Raw genomic sequence first — 21471 nt, forward strand, 5'->3', positions numbered from 1 at the left:
ATTCCCGCGCAGTCACTTCTTGTATGACCTTTTAAAACGCTTGTTCGGGACTCTGGTTCGGAAATTGCTACTTTCAATAGGTCTTACGCTTACCAGTAACAATAATTCTGCGCCACAAGCGCTCATATTGGTTCTTAGGGATTGAATAATGAAAAAAGCATTGCTGACCCTTTCTGCACTGGCGTTGTGCATGGCTGCTGGTTCTGCCATGGCAAAGGAATACAAGGAACTGCGTTTTGGCGTTGACCCTTCCTACGCACCGTTCGAGTCGAAAGCGGCCGACGGTAGCCTGGTAGGCTTCGATATCGATCTGGGGAACGCGATCTGCGCCGAGCTGAAGGTCAAGTGCAAATGGGTCGAAAGCGATTTCGACGGCATGATTCCGGGCCTCAAGGCCAATAAATTCGACGGTGTGATCTCGTCGATGACCGTCACCGAAGCCCGCGAAAAAGTCATCGACTTCTCCAGCGAGCTGTTCTCCGGCCCAACCGCTTACGTGTCGAAGAAAGGTTCTGGCGTCACCGCAGATGTCGCTTCGCTCAAGGGCAAAACCGTCGGCTACGAGCAAGGCACCATCCAGGAAGCCTATGCAAAAGCCGTTCTGGACAAGGCTGGCGTGAAAACCCAGGCCTACGCCAACCAGGATCAGGTCTACGCCGACTTGACCTCCGGTCGTCTCGACGCAGGGATTCAGGACATGCTGCAAGCCGAACTGGGCTTCCTGAAGTCGCCACAAGGCGCCGACTATGATGTCAGCAAGCCGGTCGACGACCATTTGCTGCCAGCCAAAACCGCCATCGGCATTAAGAAAGGTAACACCGAGCTGAAGGCACTTTTGGATAAAGGTATCAAAGCGTTACACGATGATGGCACTTACGCCACCATTCAGAAGAAACACTTTGGCGATCTGAATCTGTACAGCGGCAAATAATGCCCGGCGCCCATCTCGCGATGGGCGCTTTTTTCATCCGATCAGGTTGCTGATTTTATGTTCGAAAACCTATTACAAAATCTGGGGCTCTCTGCCTTCAGCCTCAAGGGCTTCGGTCCGTTGCTGATGCAAGGCACCTGGATGACGATCAAGTTGTCGGCGTTGTCGTTATTGGTGGCCGTGTTGCTCGGGCTACTCGGCGCCAGTGCCAAGCTGTCAAAAGTCAAACTGATGCGCGTGCCTGCCCAGCTTTACACCACCCTTATTCGCGGCGTTCCGGACCTGGTCCTGATGCTGCTGATTTTCTACAGCCTGCAAACCTGGCTGACGTCGCTGACCGATTACATGGAATGGGAATACATCGAGATCAACCCGTTCAGCGCCGGGGTCATCACCCTTGGCTTCATCTATGGCGCGTATTTCACCGAAACCTTCCGTGGCGCGATTCTCGCCGTCCCACGGGGTCAGGTCGAAGCAGCCACCGCGTATGGCCTCAAGCGCGGCCAGCGTTTCTGGATCGTCGTGTTCCCGCAAATGATGCGTTATGCCCTGCCGGGTATCGGTAACAACTGGATGGTGATGCTCAAGGCCACGGCCCTGGTGTCGATCATCGGCCTTGCCGATCTGGTCAAGGCTGCTCAGGACGCCGGTAAAAGCACCTATCAGCTGTTTTATTTCCTGGTCCTTGCCGCGCTGATCTACCTGGTGATCACCAGCGCGTCCAACTTCATTCTGCGCTGGCTTGAACGTCGTTACTCCGCCGGTACCCGGGAGGCCGTACGATGATCGAACTTCTGCAGGAATACTGGAAACCCTTCCTCTATAGCGACGGCAACAACATCACCGGCCTGGCCATGACGATGTGGCTGCTCAGCGCTTCGATCTTCTTCGGTTTTATCGTGTCGATCCCGCTGTCCATCGCCCGTGTGTCGCCGCGCTTCTACATCCGTTGGCCGGTGCAGTTCTATACCTATCTGTTTCGCGGGACGCCGCTCTATATCCAGCTATTGATCTGTTACACGGGGATCTACAGCCTGGCGGCCATTCGGGCTCAGCCGGTGCTGGATGCGTTCTTTCGCGACGCGATGAACTGCACCATCCTCGCCTTCGCCCTGAACACCTGCGCCTACACCACGGAGATTTTCGCCGGGGCGATTCGCAGCATGAACCACGGTGAAGTCGAAGCCGCCAAAGCCTACGGCCTGACCGGCTGGAAGCTGTACGCCTACGTGATCATGCCGTCGGCCCTGCGTCGCTCGTTGCCGTATTACAGCAACGAAGTGATCCTGATGCTGCACTCAACGACCGTGGCGTTCACCGCGACCATCCCGGACATTTTGAAAGTCGCTCGGGACGCCAACTCGGCGACCTTCCTGACCTTTCAGTCGTTCGGCATTGCCGCGCTGATCTACCTGACCGTGACCTTCGCGCTGGTCGGCCTGTTCCGTCTCGCCGAACGCCGCTGGCTGGCCTTCCTCGGGCCGACCCACTAGGACCCGCTTTAGGGATAAAGAGACATGCGCCACCAGATTCATGACCTGCTGTCCCCGCTGCCGGGGACTGCACGACAGATTCACAGTTTTCATTACGGCCCCACGTCGGCCCAAGGCAAGATCTACATCCAGTCGTCCCTGCACGCCGACGAAATGCCCGGCATGCTCGTGGCCTGGCACCTCAAGCAACGCCTGGCGGAGCTTGAAGCCAGTGGCCGCCTGCGCAGCGAAATCGTGTTGGTTCCCGTGGCCAACCCGGTGGGCCTGGAACAAGTGTTGATGGATGTGCCGCTGGGCCGTTACGAGCTCGAAAGCGGGCAGAACTTCAACCGCTGGTTCGTCGATGTCAGCGAAGCGGTCGGCAACGAGATCGAAGCCCAACTCGGTGACGATCCGCAGCGCAACCTCGGGCTGATTCGCGACAGTTTGCGCAACGCCCTCGCCCGGCAAACCGCCAGCACCCAACTGCAATCCCAGCGCCTGACCCTGCAACGGCTGGCCTGCGACGCGGACATGGTGCTGGACCTGCATTGCGATTTCGAAGCCGTCGCGCACCTCTACACCACCCCCGAAGCCTGGCCGCAGGTCGAGCCGCTGGCGCGCTACATCGGTGCCGAGGCGAGTTTGCTGGCCACGGATTCCGGCGGCCAATCGTTCGATGAGTGTTTCACCCTGCTCTGGTGGCAGTTGAAGGAGCGCTTCGGCGAACGCTTCGACATTCCGCTGGGCAGTTTCTCGGTAACCGTCGAATTGCGCGGCCAGGGTGACGTCAATCATCCGCTGGCCAGCCTCGATTGCCAGGCCCTGATCGATTACCTGATTCACTTCGGCGCCATCGCCGGCGAACCGGCGCCACTGCCCGAACTGCCCTACCCGGCCACGCCGCTGGCCGGCGTCGAACCTGTGGAAACGCCGGTCGGTGGTTTGCTGGTGTTCACCGCACTGCCGGGGGAATACCTCGAAGCCGGGCAATTGATCGCCGAAATCATTGACCCGATCAACGATCGCGTCACCCCCGTTCATTGCACCGCCGCCGGGTTGATGTACGCCCGCTCGCTACGGCGCATGGCCACTGCTGGCATGGTGATCGCGCATGTCGCGGGCGCCGAAGCCTATCGCAGCGGCTACCTACTTTCGCCTTGAGGATGTCTGCCCCATGTACAAACTGACCATCGAAGGCCTGCATAAAAGCTACGGCGATCATCAAGTCCTCAAAGGCGTTTCGCTCAAGGCCAACACCGGCGACGTGATCAGCCTGATCGGCGCCAGCGGCTCGGGTAAAAGTACCTTTCTGCGTTGCATCAACTTTCTCGAACAGCCCAACGACGGCGCGATGAGCCTGGACGGCCAGAATATCCGCATGATCAAGGATCGCCACGGCATGCACGTGGCCGATGCCAATGAACTGCAACGAATCCGCACTCGCCTGGCCATGGTGTTCCAGCACTTCAACCTGTGGAGCCACATGACCGTACTGGAAAACATCACCATGGCCCCGCGCCGGGTGTTGGGTTGCAGCAAGGAAGAGGCCGAAGACCGCGCGCGGCGTTATCTGGACAAGGTTGGCCTGGCCGCGCGCGTCGCTGACCAGTACCCGGCGTTCCTGTCCGGTGGTCAGCAGCAACGAGTCGCGATTGCTCGCGCATTGGCCATGGAACCGGAAGTCATGCTATTTGACGAACCGACCTCGGCGCTCGACCCGGAACTGGTGGGTGAAGTACTGCGCGTGATCCAGGGCCTGGCCGAAGAAGGCCGGACCATGATAATGGTGACGCACGAAATGAGCTTCGCCCGCAAAGTCTCGAGCCAGGTGCTGTTCCTGCACCAGGGGCTGGTGGAAGAAGAAGGCGCGCCGGACGACGTGCTGGGCAATCCGAAGAGCGAACGGCTAAAGCAGTTTCTCAGCGGCAACCTCAAGTAATCCATACCTTCCTGCAGGAGCAAAGCTTGCTCGCGATGGCATCCTTGAGACCGCCATCGCCGGCAAGCCGTGCTCCTGCAGGATCGCGTTGTTTCATTAAACCTTTCACCCCCCCGCACGGTCACTGAAAGAAGACTTTCAGAGCGCACACCGCCGGTATGGGAACCTCCCCCGACTACGCAAAACACTGGTTCACCGCCCGCGGATGGAAGCCGTTCGTCTTTCAGAAACAGGTGTGGGCCGCGGTTAAACGCGGCGAGTCCGGATTGCTGCATGCCAGCACCGGTGCCGGCAAAACCTATGCAGTCTGGTTTGCGGCGCTCAATCGCTTTGCCGCGTCTGTCACAGCCGTTGAAACCTCTCGTAAACGAAAACCGATCGCCCAACCTCTGACAGTCCTGTGGATAACCCCCATGCGCGCATTGGCGGCCGACACCGCTCGCGCCCTGGAAACGCCACTGGTCGACTTACAGATTTCATGGAGCGTCGGCCTGCGCACCGGCGATACCAACAGCAGCGAACGGGCACGACAGAGCCGGCGCCTGCCCACCACCCTGATCACCACGCCTGAAAGCCTGACCCTGATGCTCGCCCGCGCCGATGCGCAAACGGCGCTGGCAACCCTGCGCATGGTGGTGGTCGACGAATGGCACGAGTTGCTGGGCAACAAGCGCGGCGTGCAATTGCAACTGGCCCTGGCCCGACTGCGCCGATGGAATCCGGCACTGATCGTGTGGGGTGTTTCCGCGACGTTGGGTAATCAGGCTCACGCTGAAGAGGTACTTATCCCACAAGGGGGCGGCATCAGTGTTCAGGGCCAGACGTCCAAGGCGCTGCTCGTCGATAGTTTGTTGCCGCCCGCCATCGAGCGATTTCCCTGGGCCGGGCATATCGGTTTGAAGATGTTGCCGCAGGTTGTCGCAGAGCTGGAATCCAGTCCCAGCAGCCTTGTGTTCACCAACACCCGCGCCCAATCCGAGATCTGGTATCAGGCCTTGCTGGAAGCACGCCCCGACTGGGCCGGGCTGATCGCCTTGCATCACAGTTCACTGTCGCGCGATACCCGTGACTGGGTCGAGCGAGCATTGAAGGAAGGTCAACTTAAAGCGGTGGTTTGCACCTCGAGTCTGGACTTGGGTGTGGATTTCTTACCGGTGGAGCGGGTGCTGCAGATCGGCTCGGCCAAAGGCGTGGCGCGGCTGATGCAGCGGGCCGGCCGTTCCGGGCATGCGCCGGGACGGACTTCACGGGTGACGCTGGTGCCGACGCACAGCCTGGAACTGATCGAAGCGGCTGCGGCACAAGACGCCGTGGCACAACGACATATCGAGCCCCGCGAATCACCGCATAAACCGCTGGATGTGCTGGTTCAGCACTTGGTCAGCATGGCGCTGGGCGGTGGGTTTCTGCCCGATGAGCTGTATGAAGAAGTACGCGGGGCCTGGGCGTATCGCGACCTCACTGTCGCGAATTGGACCTGGGCGCTGGCGTTCGTACGCCACGGTGGGCTTTCTCTGACAGCCTATCCGGACTACCGCCGGGTGGAACCGGATGAGCACGGCGTGTGGCGCGTGCCCGATGCGCGACTGGCGCGGCGACATCGCATGAGCATCGGCACCATCGTCAGCGATGCGAGTATCCAACTGAGGTTCTGGAGCAAGGGCGGCGGCGGCAAGCAATTGGGCAGTGTCGAGGAAGGGTTTATCGCGCGATTGAAACCGGGCGACGGTTTTCTGTTTGCCGGGCGCCTGCTGGAATTGGTCCGGGTGGAAAACATGACCGCTTATGTCAAACGCAGCACCGCGAAAAAAGCCGCGGTGCCGCGCTGGAATGGCGGACGGATGCCGCTTTCCAATGAGCTGGCGCAAGCGGTGGTCGAGCGTTTCAGTGCAGCGGCGCAGGGCGAATGTGTCGGCCCGGAAATGCGCGCATTGCGACCTCTCTTAGAGGTGCAGCAACGCTGGTCTGGTTTGCCGACGTCGACAACATTGCTGGCCGAAGCCCTCAAGTCTCGCGAAGGCTGGCATCTGTTCCTGTATCCCTTTGCCGGGCGCCAGGTGCATCTGGGGCTGGCGAGTTTGTTGGCGTGGCGCGTGAGTCAGCAGCAGGCGGTAACGTTTTCCATCGCGGTGAATGATTATGGGCTGGAGTTGCTCAGCGCCACGCCTGTGGACTGGCCGCAAGTGTTGAGTCCCGGACTGTTGAGCCCCGAGCACCTGCTGGAAGACGTGCTCGCCAGTCTGAACGCTGGAGAACTGGCGCTTCGCCGTTTTCGGGAAATCGCGCGGATCGCCGGGCTGGTGTTTGCCGGCTATCCGGGCGCACCGAAAAGTACACGTCAGGTTCAGGCGTCGAGCGGGTTGTTCTTTGAAGTGTTTAAACAGTACGACGCCGGGAATCTGTTACTGGCGCAGGCCGGGGAAGAAGTCCTGCGGGAAGAACTGGATATCCAGCGCCTGGAACAGACGCTGGAGCGTATCAACCGTCTGCAACTGGACCTGCATCAGCTCAAACGCCCTACACCGCTGGGGTTTCCACTGTTGGTTGAGCGCATGCGCGAAAGCATGAGCTCGGAAAAACTCGCAGACCGTATCCGACGCATGGTCACCGATCTTGAGAAAACCGCCGAAACCGGGAAAACCTGATGAGCACGCCCTACCCCGTTCGACTGGCCGGTGAAGACCTGTGGCTGCTGCCGGAAAAAGCCATTTACTGGCCAGCGCAACACGCCCTGCTCATTGCCGATGTGCATTTTGGTAAAGCAGCGGCGTATCGCAGCCTTGGCCAACCGGTGCCTCATGGCACGACCGCCAGTAATATCGCGGTGCTTGACGGCTTGCTGGCTGCCTTGCCCTGCCGCCAACTGATGTTTCTCGGGGATTTTCTTCACGGGCCCGGCTCTCATGCAGCGGCCACGTTGAGCGCGCTGGCCGAATGGCGGGCTCGGCATGCTGATTTGCCGATGACGCTGATTCGCGGCAACCACGACAAACGAGCGGGCGATCCACCTGCCTCGCTGAACATCCGGGTAGTGCCTGAGCCGTTGCTACTGGGGCCGTTCGCCTTGCAGCATGAACCCGCCCCTCATCCTGATCGCCACGTGCTTGCCGGGCACGTCCATCCCGTTTATCGATTAAGAGGCAAAGGTCGGCAAAGTTTGCGACTGGCATGTTTCAGGCTGGGAGAAGCCGTCAGCCTGCTACCGGCCTTTGGGGCGTTTACCGGTGGGTATCAGGTCGAGCGGGATGACCGTTGCAGGATCTTTGTGATCGGCGACAACGAAATATGGCCAGTCAGCTGAAGTCTTCAAGGACATCAGCTGACTGGCCATTCATTTTCAACAGCAGATCATGCGACAGGCGCGGGAGGTGGTTCATCCGGCAAGGTCGGTTCACCGGGTTCCGTAGGCTGCTCGTTTGGAGTATCGGGGTCGGGTTGACCGGGGATGCCCCCCGCCATGCTGACGGGTGGATGTGCCAACAAGGACCAGGCCAAAACGCCAATCTGATTGGGCTCAAGCCTTGCCAGTTCGGCACTTATTCGAGGATCGATCTTCATAAAGCACTCCTGAGCGAAGGCCCCGTCCGCTGTGCGCGAACCGGGCAGTACACCCAATAGAGTGTCTACCCGCTCAAGAATTCCCGCTGATTGGCCAGATGAACGGATCAGGTGCGCGGCAGAGTCACTCCACGTTGCCCCTGATACTTGCCGCCACGGTCCTTATATGAGACTTCGCACTCTTCGTCAGACTCAAGGAACAGCATCTGCGCCACACCTTCGTTCGCGTAGATTTTTGCCGGCAGATTGGTGGTGTTGGAAAACTCCAGGGTCACGTGACCTTCCCACTCGGGCTCGAGCGGGGTGACGTTGACGATGATGCCGCAGCGCGCGTAGGTGCTTTTACCCAGGCAAATGGTCAATACATTGCGCGGAATGCGGAAGTATTCGACGGTGCTGGCCAGGGCGAAGGAGTTAGGCGGAATGATGCAGACGTCACTGTGGATATCGACGAAGCTGCCCGCATCGAAGTTTTTCGGGTCGACGATCGCCGAATTGATGTTGGTAAACACCTTGAAGTGATTGGTGCAACGCACATCGTAGCCGTAGCTGGACACGCCGTAGGAGATCACACGGCTATCGTCGCTGCCGCGCACCTGGCGCTCAACGAAAGGTTCGATCATCCCGTGCTCTTGCGCCATGCGGCGAATCCACTTGTCCGATTTGATGCTCATGGCGGGTGTCCTGAATAGCGAGGTGGAAAAATTCTGTCCGGCATCTTACCGGGCGCGCGCTCCGGGTTCAAAGTGTGGGGCACAATTCTCGACGATGTCCCATGAATTCAGGGCCTTTGCGTCAAACCAATGGACCGTCAGTCCTGAAAACAGAGAAACCTTCGCAAGAAGCATTGGCACGTCCCGGAAAAAGGGTTAAGGTGGCGCCACTGTGCTGCTTGTGTCACTGAGAATCTCTACACGATATGTTGAATTTCGATCCAACCATCTACAAGAATTTTTCCTGCTCTTTGCACTCAGTCTCGGCCAGGGTTCTTCCTGAGTCGCAGTTATCTTTGTTCAAGGAGTTACACCATGTCTAATCGCCAAACCGGTACCGTTAAGTGGTTCAACGATGAAAAAGGCTTCGGCTTCATCACTCCACAATCCGGTGACGACCTGTTCGTTCACTTCAAAGCTATCCAATCCGACGGCTTCAAAAGCCTGAAAGAAGGCCAACAGGTTTCTTTCATCGCTACCCGCGGTCAGAAAGGCATGCAAGCTGAAGAAGTTCAAGTTATCTAACTTGTACTTGCTTTAGTAAAAAGCCCCGCCCTTAAAAGCGGGGCTTTTTTGTGCCTGTGTGTTTTTGCAGGCAAAAAAAATCGCAGCCCCCAGGCTGCGATTTTTCTTTGACGCCTTACCAGGCCACGCCAAACCCTGCGGTGTAGCGCGTCTTGTCCAGATCAGATTCATCGGTACCGCTGATGATATCCCGCTCCGCCTTCAGGTTAAGCGAAGCCCATTCGGTTACCTTGTAGCGCAAGCCAATTTCTGAATCCAGCGCGTAATCGGCCACGCCCGACAACGGCTTGCCAATCTCCCCATTGGTGAAGAACTCCACCTTCTTGCCAATCAGGTAGCGGTTGTAATCCCACTTCATCGCCAGGGAATAGAAGTTTTCCTTGCTGCCGTCGGTGAACTCGTAGTCCGTACGGTTGACCAGCGAGCCCAGGGAGAATGCGCCCAATTCGTTGTCCCAGAACTGGTAGCCCGGACCGGTACCGACGGTGCGCTGACGGGACAGGTCTTCGACTTTGTCGCGCTTATAAACAGCCCGACCCTGCCAGAACCATTTTTCGGTGAGGAAGCGGTCGAGGGAGTATTCAGCCCGCCAGTTGTCTGTGGTCACCACGCCATCCTGGAATTCGCGGTTGTACTCGCCTTCTGCGATATGCCGCCATTTACCGTGGCGCGCCGTGGTCTTGAAGTCGATGTCGTAGTCGTCGGTGTCATTTTCCGCCCGCTGGTAATCCAGCGCGGCGTCGATATTGCCCTTCCACACCAGATCTTCCACGACCGGCTTGGGTTTGAGGATCTGCTGGATACTGGCCAACTCGACCGTCTTTGGTGCCTCGCCGTTTTGCAGCGTCACCTTGCCGTCATCGGCCGCATGCAGCGACTTGGTCTTCTCGCCGGTGTAGGCATCCTGCTTGACCAGCAACTCCTGATCACTCTCCAGGGTTTTGACCTGCTTCCAGTCGATCGGGACCGCACCGGCGTACTCGGTTTGAATCAGCAATTTGCCGCCATCGAACAGCGTGATCTTGCCGCTCAGCTTGTCACCGTTCTTCAACCAGACGGTATCAGCGAGCAAAGGTGAGGAGGCACTGGCAACAGCGAGGCACAGCAAGGTTCTGGACAACATAAGCAAAGACAGGCTCAAGATTGCGAAAAAAAGTCGGCATTATCCTCAGGAATAAGGCCCTAGCAAGGACTGACCCGACTATTTCTATTGAGTTCATTTCTCAATCAGTGATCCACGACTTACTCTACAGACGGCAAAGCGAACTTTTTCAGGAACCACCGGACGTGACCGACCCAACCGCTGATACCGAAAGCCCGGCGCAAATCCGACGCACGGCGCTGTACCTGACCCTGGCACAAGTGCCCGAGGGCAAAGTGGTGAGCTATGGTCAATTGGCAGAGCTGGCCGGACTCGGTCGCGCCGCTCGCTGGGTCGGACGCACACTGAGCCAATTGCCGGGTGACACGAAACTGCCTTGGCACCGGGTGCTGGGGGCCGGTGGTCGGATCAGCCTGCCGGTGGGCAGCCCTTCAGGGGATGAGCAGCGCGCGCGATTACGTGCTGAAGGCATCAGTGTCCTGAATAATCGTGTTGATATTCAGCGCCATGGCTGGCGTCCGGTAGAGCACAGCGGTTAGAGTGCGCCCTTTGTTTCCGTATTTCTTGAGGCAGACTCCAGCCCATGCCCCGTAAAACCTGGCGCGCCGCGCTCGCCGCCTATGCCAGCCCCTCGACGCTCGTGTTGTTGCTGCTTGGTTTCGCCGCCGGCCTGCCCTACATGCTGGTGTTTTCAACGCTTTCCGTCTGGCTTCGCGAGGCCGGTGTAGCCCGCGAAACCATTGGTTATGCAAGCCTGATCGGCTTGGCCTACGCCTTTAAATGGGTGTGGTCCCCGTTGCTGGACCAATGGCGCCTGCCATTTCTCGGCAAGCTGGGGCGTCGACGCTCGTGGCTGGTGCTATCGCAGTCGCTGGTGATCCTCGGTCTGATCGGCATGGGGTTTTGCGACCCACAAAAACACTTGTCCTGGTTGATCGCTATTGCCGTGGTCGTTGCCTTCGCTTCGGCGACGCAAGACATCGCTGTAGACGCCTATCGCCTGGAAATCGCCGAAGACAGTCGCCAGGCCGCCCTCGCCGCCAGCTATATGTCCGGCTATCGAATCGCCGCGTTGCTGGCGACCGCCGGCGCCCTGTTCTTCGCCGAGGGTTTCGGCTCCACCGGCTTCAACTATCAGCATTCGGCCTGGGCCGGCACCTACGTGCTGTTCGGCGCCCTGATGATCCCGGCGTTGCTCACCTCGATATTCATGCGCGAACCGCCCGTGCCACTGCGCACCCAGCTTCAGGCCGGCCGCTACAGCTTTGTGCATCAACTGGCGTCGGTGTTCGTGCTGATCGTGCTGTTGGTGTCCGTGCCCGCCATGTTCACCCAGCTCTATAACACCGACTTCGCCAGCGTGCTGTTCGGCGGCGTCAGCCTGCTCGATCTGGTCCTCGAAGACCGGGCGCTGCTGCGGGCGATTCTCTACACCACGCTGACCGCCCTGTGCCTGTCGACCATGGGTCGCCGCGGTCTGGCGCCCGTGCTGACGCCGGTCAACGACTTCATTACGCGCTACCGCTGGCAAGCGTTCCTGCTGCTCGGCTTGATCGCCACCTACCGGATGTCCGACACGGTCATGGGCGTCATGGCTAACGTGTTCTATATCGATCAGGGCTTCACCAAAGATCAGATTGCCGGTGTCAGCAAGATCTTCGGTTTGATCATGACGCTGGTCGGCGCTGGCATGGGCGGCCTGTTGATCGTGCGCTTCGGCATTCTGCCGATTCTGCTGATCGGCGGCATTACATCGGCCGGCACCAACTTGTTGTTCCTGATGCTCGCCGACATGGGCGCCAACCTGAACATGCTGATCGTCACCATTTCCCTGGACAACTTCAGTTCCGGCCTGGCGACCTCGGCGTTCGTCGCCTACCTGTCGAGCCTGACCAACCTCAAGTTCTCCGCCACCCAGTACGCCCTGCTCAGTTCAATCATGCTGCTGCTGCCACGCCTGATCGGCGGGTACTCAGGGGTCATGGTCGAGAAGTTCGGCTACCACAATTTTTTCTTGATCACTGCCCTGCTCGGTGTTCCGACACTGCTGCTGATCGCCCTGCACTGGTACCAGGAAAGCCGTCGCGCAGGCCCGACACCGACACCGGAACCGGTGCCGACCCAGATCGTGGAAGAATCGTAGGAAGCATCGCAAAGGGCGGCATGAATCCCGCCCTCGTGCCACACCACCGACCGCACGCCTGTACGCCAGCGGATCTCGCCCGTACAATGCTCCGTCATTTCTCGTCATCAGCAACCGACAACGGCCAACCATGCGCACCAGTCAATTTTTGCTCGCCACACAGAAAGAAACGCCTTCCGACGCGGTCGTGATCAGCCACCAGCTGATGCTGCGCGCCGGCATGATCCGCAAACTCGCCTCGGGCCTCTACACCTGGCTGCCGATGGGCTTGCGAGTGATGCGCAAGGTCGAAGCCGTCGTTCGTGAAGAAATGAACGCCGCGGGCTCTCTCGAAGTGTTGATGCCGAGCACACAACCGGCTGAGCTGTGGCAGGAATCCGGTCGCTGGGAAGAATACGGCCCTGAATTGCTGCGCTTCAAGGATCGCCACGGTCGCGATTTCTGCGCCGGCCCGACCCACGAAGAAGTCATCACCGACCTGATGCGCAACGAGTTGAGCAGCTACAAACAGCTGCCGATCAACCTGTACCAGATCCAGACCAAATTCCGTGATGAGATCCGTCCACGCTTCGGTTTGATGCGCGGCCGTGAATTCATCATGAAGGACGCCTACTCGTTCCACGCGGACCAGCCTTCGCTGCAAGTCACTTACGACCGCATGCACCAGGCGTACTGCAACGTGTTCACCCGCCTGGGCCTGAAGTTCCGCCCTGTAGAAGCCGACAACGGCTCCATCGGCGGTGCCGGCTCCCACGAGTTCCACGTTCTGGCTGAATCCGGCGAAGACGACATCGTCTTCAGCAACGGTTCCGACTACGCGGCGAACATCGAGAAAGCCGAAGCCGTGCCGCGTGAAACTTCTCGTCCAGCACCGGCCGAAGAACTGCGCCTGGTCGATACGCCTGACACCAAGACCATTGCCGCGCTGGTGGAAAAATTCAATCTGCCGATCGAAAAGACCATCAAGACCCTGGTCGTTCACGCAGAAGAGAAAGGCAAGCTGATTGCCCTGATCATCCGTGGCGACCATGAGCTGAACGAAATCAAGGCCGCCAACCAGCCAGGCGTTGCCAGCCCACTGGTGATGGCGTCCGAAAGCGAACTGCGCGACGCCATTGGCGCCGGCGCCGGTTCTCTCGGCCCGCTGAACCTGCCACTGCCAATCATCATCGACCGCTCCGTCGAGCTGATGAGCGACTTCGGCATCGGTGCCAACATCGACGACAAGCACTACTTCGGCGTGAACTGGGAGCGTGATCTGCCGGTTCCGACCGTTGCCGACCTGCGCAACGTAGTCGCCGGCGACCCAAGCCCGGATGGCAAGGGCACCCTGGAAATCAAGCGCGGCATCGAAGTCGGGCACATCTTCCAGCTGGGCAACAAGTACAGCAAAGCGATGAAGTGCGAAGTGCTGGGCGAGAACGGCAAGCCGGTTACCCTGGAAATGGGTTGCTACGGCATCGGCGTTTCCCGCGTGGTCGCGGCGGCCATTGAGCAGAATAACGACGCCAACGGCATCATCTGGAGCGACACGCTTGCGCCGTTCCAGGTTGCCTTGGTGCCATTGCGCTACGAAACCGAACAGGTTCGCGAAGCCACTGACAAGCTGTACGCAGAACTGACGGCTGCCGGCTTCGAAGTCCTGCTGGACGACCGCGACAAGAAAACCAGCCCGGGCATCAAGTTTGCGGACATGGAGCTGATCGGCATTCCTCACCGGATCGTGGTCAGTGACCGCGGCCTCGCCGAAGGCAATCTGGAATACAAAAGCCGCACCGAACCTGAAGCGCAAGCGCTGCCGGTCGCTGACGTGCTGTCTTTCCTCCAGGCCCGTATCCGCCGCTGACACCAGATAGAGAAGTCATGTTCAAGCGAAACACCTTAGGCCTCGGTGGTGCCGCCCTGTGCGGCACCCTGCTGGTCAGCGGCTGCGCCAATCACATGTCGCAACGCAGCGAGCACGAGGAACGTGTCGAGCGCAAACTGCTCGATCACAGCCTGCAGATCGATGTCGGCGAGCCCAAGGTGCTTGATCTGCCGCAACGTCGGGTGAAAATCCACGAGCAGAAGACCTTCGAAGTCACCGAATTTGAAGTCACGCGCCACTACGATCGCTACACGCCTTACCAACCCTGGCGGGAGGTCTACGAGGTCCCGCTGGGCGCAGTGGCCGTCGTGGCCGGTGTCGGTGCGAACGTGGTTAACGTGTTTGCCCTCGGCAATCTGCCCGACAGCGTGACCAAGGATTGGCTGAGCTACGGTTTCGCCGGGCTCAACCCGTTCATGAACGTGCAATCCCACGGTCGTGCGCAGCAAAACCTGGCCGGTATCGATGAGGTTCAGCGCGACAAACGCACCGAATACTCGAGCCTGCCCTGGAGTGAGCGTCCGGTGGAGGTCAAGGCCGGCAAGGAAACCTTCGAGCTGAGCACCGACAAAAACGGCGTTCTGCGCCTGAATCTGCTGGACAGCCCGTTCGCCGAACATGACATCAATCATCTGACCCGCCTGCTGATCAGCGTCGAAGATGGGCAGGACGATGTGCATACCGACTCATCCCTGGCGGTCAGCAGCTCTTTGCGCGGCAAGTTGCTCGAAGCCCACGGGCTGATTTATGACGACCTTGAAGACGACGAAGTGAGCCAGTGGGTACACCGGGTCAAGCGCCTTTCAGACCTGGGTCTTGAAGAAGAAGCCAGCGAACTGGAACAAAGCCTGATCGAACTGACGCGCAATGATCCTGAGTTGCAGACTGAATTTCTCAAGTCGTTGACCAAGGATGCAGGGCGTTTGGTAGCGGATCCGGGACCGAACTAAAAGCATCACGATCAAGCTCGCTCCCACACTGGATCTATGCAACACCGTAGATCCTTGTGGGAGCGAGCTTGCTCGCGATGAGGCCCTCAATTCACCACCAAACTACCGCTCAAACAACTCCATCTGCTCAAACCCGCCCCGCAAATCCTCAAGCCTGACCCCAACCCCCAACAACCGCACCGGTTTCCCGCCGCGATTGAACGCCTGGGTCAGTAAAAGCTGATAACTCCCCAAATCCCGCCCTGCCCCGGCCTGCTCCAGCGTGGTCTGGGTAAAGTCGTGGAATTTCACTTTGACGAACGGCTTGCCCGGCCGATAGCTGCTATCGATTCGCGCCATGCGCCCCGCCAGGGTTTCCAGCAGTTCGGGCAATTTATCCAGGCAGCTCACCAGGTCCGGCAAGTCTACGTCGTAGGTGTTTTCAACACTGATCGACTGCCGCCGACTGTCGTTGTGGACCAAACGGTCATCTATCCCACGGGCCAGACTCCAGAGTCGCTCACCAAAGCTGCCGAATTCACGCACCAACGCCAATTTGTCCCACTCGCGTAAATGCGAGCAATCGACGATGCCGAGCCTGCCCAGCTTATCGGCCGTGACTTTACCCACGCCGTGGAGTTTGCTGACTGGCAAGCCGCTGACAAAGTCTTCCACTTGATCCGGCGTGATGACGAACAGCCCGTTGGGTTTTTTCCAGTCACTGGCGATTTTGGCCAGAAACTTGTTCGGTGCCACACCGGCCGACACGGTGATATGCAATTGATTGGACACCCGCCGACGGATGTCCTGGGCGATACGTGTCGCGCTGCCACCGAAATGCGCACTGTCCGACACGTCGAGGTAGGCCTCATCGAGGGACAGCGGTTCGATCATGTCGGTGTAGTCGCGAAAGATCGTGTGAATTTCCTTCGACGCTTCTCTATAGGCGTCCATGCGCGGCTTGACGATGGTCAGGTCCGGGCACAGCTTCAACGCATGCCCGGAAGACATGGCTGAACGCACGCCATAGGCGCGCGCCTCATAGTTACAGGTCGCAATCACTCCCCGCCGATCCGCCGAACCACCCACTGCCAACGGTTTGCCGGCCAGGCGCGGGTCGTCACGCATCTCGATGGCAGCGTAAAAGCAGTCACAATCGACGTGGATGATTTTTCGCTGGGTCATATAAAAGCGCAGTTCATGACGGAGAAAGGGCGTGTTGGCGTGTCGGATAAGCAGTATCTCACTCGCACCTGTATATAGCACCAGTAGTCTGAATGTTCTTTTTCACACGTAGGAAAGGACCCAGTGCATTTATTTTATCAATCGACTGAGAGCATCCAATAGAGCTGCAAGCCTTGCCGGGCGTGCCTTTCAGCCGTTATCCAGGTCTTGATTGCAAGCTAAGCGGTTGAACAGGAACAGGTTTTTCCATAATTTGAGGTTGACACCCCGGCGATCCTCTGTAGAATGCCGACACACAGACGCGGGATGGAGCAGTCTGGTAGCTCGTCGGGCTCATAACCCGAAGGTCGTCGGTTCAAATCCGGCTCCCGCAACCAAACATCAAAAAAGGCTACTCGAAAGAGTGGCCTTTTTTGTGCGCGCCTGTTTTGTAGGTGTGAGCGAAGAAATGGCGCCTTTAGATGATCGTGGCCAGAAATGAGAAATCGTTCTGATTCCGAAACTTAGGTCTCCCCTGCAACCGTTCGCCCGCTCATTTGCGCTTATTTGACCTATATCGGGATTAACGGTTGACACCCCGCCGTTCGCCTGTAGAATGCCGCCACACAGACGCGGGATGGAGCAGTCTGGTAGCTCGTCGGGCTCATAACCCGAAGGTCGTCGGTTCAAATCCGGCTCCCGCAACCAAACATCAAAAAAGGCTACTCGAAAGAGTGGCCTTTTTTGTATCTGCAGAAAAAGTCCTTTCGCAACAATGATCTGTCACAGTGTCGTGAAGCGTCAGGGATCATCAGGCAGCCGAGTTCAGACTATGCTGCAACTCAGGCAGCCCCCTCTACGACTCATGACAGGCCATCGCCGCAAACCGGTGAGAGGCGTTAATATTCGTGATTATTTTTTTCTACAGGGATTGGTAACTTGGCTCGATACCTCCATCCTGTCGCGCACAATCCAAGAGGTGATTGATGCGCGCCAACTCGTCTGATCCACAAGACACCGTCACAGCGACACAACCGATCAAGGCCGGGCGTTTGCACCTGCTCGATCTGATCAGCAAATACCGTCAGCCCATTGGCCTGGCGGTCACGCTGCTGTTGTTCGCGATCGCGCTGATTGCCTGTCGTCATCTGTTGAGCGAACTCGACCTGTACGCTTTGCATGACTCGATCCTGGAAGTCCCGAAACCGGCCCTGCTCGGCGCACTGGGTGCGACCATCGTCGGCTTCATCATTCTGTTGGGTTACGAATGGTCGGCCAGCCGCTATGCGGGTGTAACGCTGCCGCCGCGAATCCTTGCACTTGGTGGCTTCACGGCCTTTGCCATCGGCAACGCCATTGGCCTTTCCATGCTCTCGGGGGGCTCGGTTCGCTACCGTTTATATGCGCGTCATGGCCTGGGGGCTGGAGACGTCGCTCACATGACGTTGTTTGCCAGCCTGTCGCTCGGTTGCGCCCTGCCACCGCTGGCCGCGCTGGCAACCCTTAGTGACCTGCCGGCCGCCTCTACCGCCCTGGGTCTGTCCGAGACCTTGCTCGGCGTGATTGCCGCAGCTGTCCTGCTGCTCTTTAGTGTGCTGGCCATCGGCATCTACCGCCGTCGCCTGCCGGAACAGCCTTCACCGGATAACCTGTTGGTCAAAGTCGGTCGCCGCACCTTGCGCCTGCCCGGCCGCCGCCTGACCTTCCTGCAACTGATCATCACTGCCCTGGACGTGGCCGCCGCCGCGACCGTGCTCTATCTGTTGCTGCCGGAAGCTCCGCCCTTCGGCGCCTTTTTGTTGGTGTACTTGCTGGCATTGGCCGCGGGTGTGCTCAGCCACGTACCGGGCGGGGTCGGCGTATTCGAAGCGATCCTGCTGGCCGCCTTCGCCGATTCACTCGGCGCAGCACCACTGGCCGCCGCCCTGCTGCTGTATCGACTGATTTATGTGGTGTTGCCTTTGCTGGTGGCCTGCATCTTCCTGCTGATTAATGAAGGCCAGCGCCTGTTTCAGTCGCGTCAGTCCCTGCGCGCGGCGTCCGGTCTCGCTGCTCCGATTCTGGCGGTGCTGGTGTTCCTGTCTGGCGTGGTGCTGCTGTTTTCTGGCGTGACCCCGGAAATCGATACCCGCCTGGAACACATCGGTTTCCTGATCCCGCATCGTCTGGTCGACGCCTCGCACTTCGGCGCCAGCCTGATCGGCGTGCTGTGCCTGTTGCTGGCTCAAGGCCTGCGCCGACGTTTGTCGGCCGCCTGGATGCTGACCACTATTTTGCTGCTGGTCGGCGCCCTGCTCTCCCTGCTCAAGGGTTTTGACTGGGAAGAAGCCTGCCTGATGACCCTCATCGCCAGCTTGCTGGGGGTTTTCCGTCGCTCGTTCTATCGCCCGAGCCGCCTCACCGAACTGCCGTTCTCGCCGTTGTATCTGGTGTCGAGCCTGTGCGTGCTGGGGGCCTCGATCTGGCTGCTGTTGTTTGCGTATCAGGACGTTCCGTACAGCCATCAACTCTGGTGGCAGTTCACCCTCGATGCTGATGCGCCGCGTGGCTTGCGCTCGCTGCTGGGCGCCGCCGTGCTGCTGGTCGTGGTGTCCCTGACCTGGCTGCTGCGCACCGCCCGCCCGGTCATCCATTTGCCGACGCCGGATGAACTGGAGCGCGCGTCCAAGATCCTCATGGCTTCAGCCCAACCGGATGGCGGCCTCGCCCTGACCGGTGACAAGGCGCTGCTGTTCCACCCTGACGACGAGGCGTTTCTGATGTACGCCCGCCGCGGGCGCAGCCTGGTGGCGTTGTACGACCCGATCGGCCCGACCCAGCAACGGGCGGAAATGATCTGGCAGTTCCGCGACCTTTGCGACGTCCACCACGCCCGTCCTGTGTTCTATCAGGTGCGCGCCGAGAACCTGCCGTACTACATGGACATCGGCCTGACCGCGATCAAATTGGGCGAAGAAGCCCGAGTCGATCTGCATCGATTTGATCTCGAAGCCAAGGGCAAAGAGATGAAAGACCTGCGCTACACCTGGAACCGCGGTACCCGCGACGGGTTGTCGCTGGAGATCTTTGAGCCGGGTCATGCGCCAATGGATGAGCTCAAGGTGATTTCCGATGCCTGGCTGACCGGCAAGAACGTGCGCGAGAAAGGCTTCTCGCTGGGCCGTTTCAGCGATGATTACCTCAAGCATTTCCGCATTGCGGTGATCCGCTTCGAAGGTCGCCCGGTAGCGTTCGCCAATTTGCTCGAGACTTATGGCCATGACCTGGCCAGCCTCGACCTGATGCGTGCGCACCCGGACGCGCCAAAACTGACCATGGAGTTCATGATGGTCGGCCTGATTCAACATTATAAAAATCATGGATACGCGCGCTTCAGCCTGGGCATGGTGCCGTTGTCGGGGTTGCAACCCCGTCGTGGTGCACCACTGACCCAGCGCCTGGGCTCGATGGTTTTCCGCCGTGGTGAGCAGCTCTACAACTTCCAAGGCTTGCGCCGCTTCAAAGACAAGTTCCAGCCTGACTGGGAACCCCGTTATATGGCCGTGCCCGCCGGACTCGATCCGCTGGTAGCCCTGGCCGACACTGCTGCCCTGATTGCGGGCGGCTTGACCGGATTGGTGAAACGCTGATGATTCAACGCTCCTTGCGGTACGTACTGGCCACACTGGTAGTGCTGGCCCTGATTCTCGGTGGCGGTTACTGGTACCTGAAACGTCCGGCACCGGCTCCGACGCTCGAACTGCTGACACCGGCTGATGGCGCGGCGATGACCCGTGTGATTCCCGGGACCACACCGAAAGCCCAGGTACTGGTGGCGGTCAATGAAGACCAGAAGCTCAGCGATCAGCAGTTGATGACCCTGAGCCGCTCCAGCTCGGCGCAGATTGTCCAGGTGATCCTGCCCAACGACTGCCTGCTGCAAAGCCGCGCCCTGCAATCGGGCCTGAGAGAACTCAAAGGCCCGGCGACCCTGGTCAGCGGCATCGGCCCTGGCGCCGTGCTGGCGTGGCGCTGGTTGTCCGAACAAAAGAACGACAAGGCTCAGGCCGTTTCCGTTGACCTGGCCCTGGAAAAACCGGGTTGCACCCACCTGCTGCCGAAAAGCGCCGCCCACGGCCACTGGCTGGTGGCATGGAACGACAACCCGGACGACACCAGTGCCGGTTTCGTGCGCGATCAACCCAACGCCGAAACCAGTATCAGCGACTACGACATCAACCTGCCGCAAGTGCTGAACAACGAACTGCGCAAGATCCTCGTCGGTGGCGACAAAGCCGCCGGCGGCCTGCAGATCCCGGTTGTTGAAGTACCGGCCGGCCAGGCCAAGGACACTGTGACCCTATTCCTGTCCGGTGACGGCGGCTGGCGTGACCTTGACCGTGACGTAGCGGGCGAGATGGCCAAGATCGGTTACCCGGTGGTCGGCATCGACACCCTGCGCTACTACTGGCAGCACAAGAGCCCGGAGCAAAGCGCCCTGGACCTCGCCGAACTGATGCAGCACTACCGGCAGAAATGGGGCACCAAGCGCTTCATCCTGACCGGTTACTCGTTCGGCGCTGACGTACTGCCAGCGATCTACAACCGCCTGGCCGAATCGGAACAACAGCGCGTCGACGCGATCATCCTGCTGGCCTTCGCCCGCACCGGCAGCTTCGAAATCGAAGTCGAAGGCTGGCTCGGCAACGCCGGCAAAGAAGCCGCCACCGGCCCGGAAATGGCCAAGCTGCCACCGGAAAAAGTGGTGTGCATCTACGGCGAAGAAGAAGTCGACGAAAGCGGCTGCACCGACAAGACCGCCGTGGGCGAAGCGATCAAACTGCCTGGCGGCCACCACTTCGACGAGAACTACCCGGCACTGGCCCAGCGCCTTGTGGACATCATCGTCAAGCGACAGGCCAAGGAAGACGCGACGGCGCAAGAGTGATCTGAGCGTCGCCACGAAAAAGCCCCCGCAGCTGTTTGGTTGCGGGGGCTTTTTTACATGTGCGGACGTGAAGTGCTTTCAGCTAGTAGACGGTATGTCGAACTCGACCTCGACTCCATTCTCCTAAATGTCTTGACTCTTCATCAAGCTAGAAAGTCCAAGTGTCCACACTCCATAAAACGTGGACACTTTTGTTAT

Annotated in this window: 18 protein-coding genes and 2 tRNA genes; 16 read left to right on the top strand and 4 right to left on the bottom strand. The window is 59.2% G+C overall.

From position 1 onward, the window contains the following. Positions 1 to 148 precede the first annotated feature (148 nt). From H8F22_RS07535 to pdeM, 7 genes are all read left to right on the top strand, one after another. Positions 149 to 931 carry a transporter substrate-binding domain-containing protein gene (locus H8F22_RS07535; protein ID WP_027925661.1) on the top strand — a complete coding sequence of 261 codons (783 nt, stop codon included), beginning with the start codon at positions 149 to 151 and terminating at the stop codon, positions 929 to 931. A 57-nt stretch (positions 932 to 988) separates the two neighbouring features. Next, positions 989 to 1717 carry an ABC transporter permease gene (locus H8F22_RS07540; RefSeq protein ID WP_027925662.1) on the top strand — a complete coding sequence of 243 codons (729 nt, stop codon included), beginning with the start codon at positions 989 to 991 and terminating at the stop codon, positions 1715 to 1717. Next, entirely contained in the window at positions 1714 to 2424 is a 711-nt protein-coding gene (locus tag H8F22_RS07545) for an ABC transporter permease (protein WP_027925663.1), read from the top strand. Before H8F22_RS07540 ends, H8F22_RS07545 begins: the two co-directional genes overlap by 4 nt. 24 nt (positions 2425 to 2448) lie before the next feature. Next, positions 2449 to 3567 carry a succinylglutamate desuccinylase/aspartoacylase family protein gene (locus H8F22_RS07550; protein ID WP_059181524.1) on the top strand — a complete coding sequence of 373 codons (1119 nt, stop codon included), beginning with the start codon at positions 2449 to 2451 and terminating at the stop codon, positions 3565 to 3567. A gap of 13 nt (positions 3568 to 3580) precedes the next feature. Then, positions 3581 to 4345 carry an ABC transporter ATP-binding protein gene (locus tag H8F22_RS07555; RefSeq protein WP_027925665.1) on the top strand — a complete coding sequence of 255 codons (765 nt, stop codon included), beginning with the start codon at positions 3581 to 3583 and terminating at the stop codon, positions 4343 to 4345. 158 nt (positions 4346 to 4503) lie between these two features. Beyond that, a complete protein-coding gene (locus H8F22_RS07560) occupies positions 4504 to 6990 on the top strand; it encodes a ligase-associated DNA damage response DEXH box helicase (protein ID WP_194939916.1) in 2487 nt (828 codons plus the stop codon). Then, a complete protein-coding gene (gene pdeM, locus H8F22_RS07565) occupies positions 6990 to 7646 on the top strand; it encodes a ligase-associated DNA damage response endonuclease PdeM (protein ID WP_194939917.1) in 657 nt (218 codons plus the stop codon). The genes H8F22_RS07560 and pdeM overlap by 1 nt, the downstream gene beginning before the upstream one ends. Positions 7647 to 7693: 47 nt before the next feature. Here the strand turns inward: pdeM and H8F22_RS07570 are convergent, their stop codons facing one another. Both H8F22_RS07570 and dcd read right to left on the bottom strand, forming a co-directional pair. Beyond that, positions 7694 to 7903 (bottom strand): hypothetical protein, encoded by a 210-nt coding sequence (locus H8F22_RS07570; RefSeq protein ID WP_007947208.1) that lies wholly within the window; start codon positions 7901 to 7903, stop codon positions 7694 to 7696. A 107-nt stretch (positions 7904 to 8010) separates the two neighbouring features. After that, the gene (dcd, locus tag H8F22_RS07575) at positions 8011 to 8577 is read right to left on the bottom strand and encodes a dCTP deaminase (RefSeq protein WP_007904652.1); all 567 of its coding nucleotides are present in this window, start codon (positions 8575 to 8577) and stop codon (positions 8011 to 8013) included. Between the two features lie 354 nt (positions 8578 to 8931). On the opposite strand from dcd, the gene H8F22_RS07580 reads away from it, so the two are divergent. After that, entirely contained in the window at positions 8932 to 9141 is a 210-nt protein-coding gene (locus H8F22_RS07580; RefSeq protein ID WP_002554837.1) for a cold-shock protein, read from the top strand. 115 nt (positions 9142 to 9256) lie between these two features. Here H8F22_RS07580 and H8F22_RS07585 read toward each other — a convergent pair whose 3' ends face one another. Continuing rightward, a complete protein-coding gene (locus H8F22_RS07585) occupies positions 9257 to 10264 on the bottom strand; it encodes a DUF481 domain-containing protein (RefSeq protein ID WP_027925668.1) in 1008 nt (335 codons plus the stop codon). A gap of 164 nt (positions 10265 to 10428) precedes the next feature. Between H8F22_RS07585 and H8F22_RS07590 the strand changes: the two genes are divergently transcribed. The 4 genes from H8F22_RS07590 to H8F22_RS07605 all read left to right on the top strand — a co-directional run bounded on the left by H8F22_RS07590 (position 10429) and on the right by H8F22_RS07605 (position 15203). After that, the gene (locus tag H8F22_RS07590) at positions 10429 to 10782 is read left to right on the top strand and encodes an MGMT family protein (RefSeq protein WP_027925669.1); all 354 of its coding nucleotides are present in this window, start codon (positions 10429 to 10431) and stop codon (positions 10780 to 10782) included. 44 nt (positions 10783 to 10826) lie between these two features. Next, positions 10827 to 12386, top strand: coding sequence for an AmpG family muropeptide MFS transporter (locus H8F22_RS07595; protein WP_194939918.1), 1560 nt, complete (start codon positions 10827 to 10829; stop codon positions 12384 to 12386). Positions 12387 to 12516: 130 nt separating this feature from the next. Further along, positions 12517 to 14232, top strand: a complete 1716-nt coding sequence (locus tag H8F22_RS07600; RefSeq protein WP_027925671.1) for a proline--tRNA ligase — start codon at positions 12517 to 12519, stop codon at positions 14230 to 14232. Between the two features lie 17 nt (positions 14233 to 14249). Continuing rightward, complete coding sequence (locus H8F22_RS07605; protein ID WP_027925672.1) at positions 14250 to 15203, top strand: hypothetical protein; 954 nt, start codon at positions 14250 to 14252, stop codon at positions 15201 to 15203. A 102-nt stretch (positions 15204 to 15305) separates the two neighbouring features. Here the strand turns inward: H8F22_RS07605 and dinB are convergent, their stop codons facing one another. Continuing rightward, positions 15306 to 16367 carry a DNA polymerase IV gene (gene dinB / locus H8F22_RS07610; RefSeq protein WP_027925673.1) on the bottom strand — a complete coding sequence of 354 codons (1062 nt, stop codon included), beginning with the start codon at positions 16365 to 16367 and terminating at the stop codon, positions 15306 to 15308. Positions 16368 to 16667: 300 nt separating this feature from the next. Here dinB and H8F22_RS07615 point away from each other — a divergent pair. The 4 genes from H8F22_RS07615 to H8F22_RS07630 all read left to right on the top strand — a co-directional run bounded on the left by H8F22_RS07615 (position 16668) and on the right by H8F22_RS07630 (position 21273). Further along, positions 16668 to 16744, top strand: a tRNA-Met gene (locus H8F22_RS07615). A gap of 233 nt (positions 16745 to 16977) precedes the next feature. Further along, a tRNA-Met gene (locus tag H8F22_RS07620) sits at positions 16978 to 17054 on the top strand. Between the two features lie 278 nt (positions 17055 to 17332). Next, positions 17333 to 19975 (top strand): bifunctional lysylphosphatidylglycerol flippase/synthetase MprF, encoded by a 2643-nt coding sequence (mprF, locus tag H8F22_RS07625; RefSeq protein WP_059181528.1) that lies wholly within the window; start codon positions 17333 to 17335, stop codon positions 19973 to 19975. Beyond that, a complete protein-coding gene (locus H8F22_RS07630) occupies positions 19975 to 21273 on the top strand; it encodes a virulence factor family protein (RefSeq protein WP_194939919.1) in 1299 nt (432 codons plus the stop codon). Before mprF ends, H8F22_RS07630 begins: the two co-directional genes overlap by 1 nt. Positions 21274 to 21471: the final 198 nt, after the last annotated feature.

Source organism: Pseudomonas mucoides, assembly GCF_015461845.1.
Classification (GTDB): domain Bacteria; phylum Pseudomonadota; class Gammaproteobacteria; order Pseudomonadales; family Pseudomonadaceae; genus Aquipseudomonas; species Aquipseudomonas mucoides.

Excerpts from the sequence above, each read along its gene's own strand:
- H8F22_RS07545 (WP_027925663.1), top strand. The coding sequence starts at position 1,714 with ATGATCGAACTTCTGCAGGAATACTGGAAACCCTTCCTCTATAGCGAC.
- H8F22_RS07535 (WP_027925661.1), top strand. The coding sequence starts at position 149 with ATGAAAAAAGCATTGCTGACCCTTTCTGCACTGGCGTTGTGCATGGCT.
- H8F22_RS07555 (WP_027925665.1), top strand. The coding sequence starts at position 3,581 with ATGTACAAACTGACCATCGAAGGCCTGCATAAAAGCTACGGCGATCAT.
- H8F22_RS07550 (WP_059181524.1), top strand. The coding sequence starts at position 2,449 with ATGCGCCACCAGATTCATGACCTGCTGTCCCCGCTGCCGGGGACTGCA.
- H8F22_RS07585 (WP_027925668.1), bottom strand. The coding sequence starts at position 10,264 with ATGTTGTCCAGAACCTTGCTGTGCCTCGCTGTTGCCAGTGCCTCCTCA.
- H8F22_RS07595 (WP_194939918.1), top strand. The coding sequence starts at position 10,827 with ATGCCCCGTAAAACCTGGCGCGCCGCGCTCGCCGCCTATGCCAGCCCC.
- dcd (WP_007904652.1), bottom strand. The coding sequence starts at position 8,577 with ATGAGCATCAAATCGGACAAGTGGATTCGCCGCATGGCGCAAGAGCAC.
- H8F22_RS07560 (WP_194939916.1), top strand. The coding sequence starts at position 4,504 with ATGGGAACCTCCCCCGACTACGCAAAACACTGGTTCACCGCCCGCGGA.
- H8F22_RS07540 (WP_027925662.1), top strand. The coding sequence starts at position 989 with ATGTTCGAAAACCTATTACAAAATCTGGGGCTCTCTGCCTTCAGCCTC.
- H8F22_RS07570 (WP_007947208.1), bottom strand. The coding sequence starts at position 7,903 with ATGAAGATCGATCCTCGAATAAGTGCCGAACTGGCAAGGCTTGAGCCC.
- H8F22_RS07580 (WP_002554837.1), top strand. The coding sequence starts at position 8,932 with ATGTCTAATCGCCAAACCGGTACCGTTAAGTGGTTCAACGATGAAAAA.
- H8F22_RS07600 (WP_027925671.1), top strand. The coding sequence starts at position 12,517 with ATGCGCACCAGTCAATTTTTGCTCGCCACACAGAAAGAAACGCCTTCC.
- mprF (WP_059181528.1), top strand. The coding sequence starts at position 17,333 with ATGCGCGCCAACTCGTCTGATCCACAAGACACCGTCACAGCGACACAA.
- dinB (WP_027925673.1), bottom strand. The coding sequence starts at position 16,367 with ATGACCCAGCGAAAAATCATCCACGTCGATTGTGACTGCTTTTACGCT.
- H8F22_RS07630 (WP_194939919.1), top strand. The coding sequence starts at position 19,975 with ATGATTCAACGCTCCTTGCGGTACGTACTGGCCACACTGGTAGTGCTG.
- pdeM (WP_194939917.1), top strand. The coding sequence starts at position 6,990 with ATGAGCACGCCCTACCCCGTTCGACTGGCCGGTGAAGACCTGTGGCTG.
- H8F22_RS07605 (WP_027925672.1), top strand. The coding sequence starts at position 14,250 with ATGTTCAAGCGAAACACCTTAGGCCTCGGTGGTGCCGCCCTGTGCGGC.